General features: G+C 61.0%; 1 protein-coding gene. It reads right to left on the bottom strand.

The features are described 5' to 3' along the window. Positions 1-106: 106 nt before the first annotated feature. Positions 107-2079 (bottom strand): peptidoglycan-binding protein (locus A7D16_RS24355; protein ID WP_409350107.1); only part of this gene is annotated, 1973 nt, incomplete at its 5' end.

Genomic DNA, 2079 nt, shown 5'->3' on the forward strand with positions numbered 1-2079 from the left:
GGCGTTGCCGTGACGCTTGCGCATCACCGCCTCCAATTCAGCACGCTGTTGGATCGTCAACTTCGTTCTTTGCATGACACACTACCTGGGGATCATGCATCCGATTTCAATGATTCAGTGGACTAGGCGATGGTGTGTTGAGCGCAGTTTCCGAATGAAACCCCGTCGTTTTGCCAAAGACAAAGGCGACATCATTTTGGATGGTCAGTTTGCGGAGTTCATCAGCACGCTCGATGCCTGACTCTTTGACGGCATGGAGCACTTCGGCCGTTTTCTCATCCGATGTGCCCCTGGGGAGCTGCGCTTGGATGGCAGAGAACAAGGCGTGATCCTGATGATCAGAGGGAAACGCCTGCTGAGCGACATCTTGGGAGGACCTCGCTTGCCCGACCCGATCCTCATCGTTCATACCTGGGTTTGAACGCCCGCCACTCGGCGATGACACATAGGGGGAGGTCGTGCGCTCAGGCAAGACGATCTGTGCCGGCATTTCGCTCTGCGTTGGCGTTGCCGGCACTGTCGCTTGCGCTACCTCTGTCTGCAATGGAACAGCCGACGGCGCTTCGTTCTGTGGCGTGACTACGCGGGCTTGTCGCTCGCTGCCCTGCTTCACTACCGCATTTGCTGATGATGGCTCTGCGGGTTTCAAAGCTTCTCGGCGTGCGTGTTGCGCCTGGGACAACGCCGCATCCATGTCTTGCGCGGCAATGCCCGTTGCAGGCAAACCCTGGTCTTGCTGGAACTGCCTCACGGCATGCTCGGTCTCTGGACCGTAGTGCCCGTCTTGCGGCACGGCCTGACCGTTCGGACCCCGGGCATCCACTTGCTGCAAGCGATATTGCAAGAACTCGACCTCTTGCCCACGGTCGCCGAGGCGTAGCCCTTCCACCTCACCTGATACCGGCGTCGTCGGCACAGTGGCCTGAGTAGGCGCTTGATCAGAAGAGGTCGAAGCGGATGCTGCCGACCCGGCACTTGGCGCAGATGCGCTTGCCGTGGGTGGGTCTACTGCCTCTGCCTTAGGCTGGATTGCGCCGGCTGTCGGGGGTGCGGCAACCTCAGGTGTTCGGGTTTCTTGGGGTTCGCGCTGTGGGACAGACTCGGGCTTCGGTTCGGTAGGCTTGGCAACCGGGCGCACGTCTTCTGGCAGCGGCGCGTTGACGGATGCAGGCATCACGACAGGAGCAGGAGTCGCCGTCTCCGCAACAGCAGGCGCGTTGGGTGTGCGTGCAACGTCTCGATCTCGCTGCACGTCAATGGCTGCCTGAGGCGCTTGGCTTTCGTCTACACGCGGAGCGGTGACCGTCGTTGCGGCGAAGCTTGCAACCTGTTGCGCCTCTTGCGTCGAAACGCCTTGCCGATTGGCTTCCCGCAAGGCTTGCTCATAGGCGTCACGTTCTTGGGGCGATTGCGCATCAATGCGCAGCTCAGGTGCACCCGTCGAAGGTGATTGCTCGTGCCGAACTGATTGCACCTGCCCAAGTGCCTGATGGATCTCATCAGTGCTGGTCGTTGCTGCAACACGCACCACACCATCGGCGTCACGGCTCAAATGCTGGATGGGGCTGTCCACCGAGTATTGCCCAGCCGCATCGCGCTCCAATGCCAAAGAGCTGGTCGCTGCATCGATTCCGTTTGCCTCACGGGTCTTCTGCACCGCAAGCTGGATCGCGCCAGCGGTCTGAGCATTGGGCGCAACGCCATAAGCGGCATACGTCGCCTCGGTATTGGCCTGATCCTGCTGCTGCAGCGTTGGCGTTTGCCGCGCGGGCATCTGTGCCATTGCCTGCGCATGCTGCTCCAAGGCCGGTTGCAACCGTTCGCGCGTTGCATTGAGTTCCAGCGGGACATTGCCTTCGGCAGCAACGCCGTCATGCCGCCACTGGCCTTGCGTATCGCGCTGATACTGTCTGCCGTCCGATGCTTGCAGTGAGTCGGGGTTTAAGGCGGCTTGCACGGCCGCTGGCACAGGGCCGAAGTCGTCCCAGCCATTGCGCTGATAAGCAGCTTGATAGGTCGCTGCAATCGCAGCTGGGCCACGGGCAATGTTGGCGTCCACCACCTGGGCTGCTTGCTGGT

The sequence above is a fragment of the Xanthomonas nasturtii genome, assembly GCF_001660815.1.
Lineage (GTDB): Bacteria > Pseudomonadota > Gammaproteobacteria > Xanthomonadales > Xanthomonadaceae > Xanthomonas > Xanthomonas nasturtii.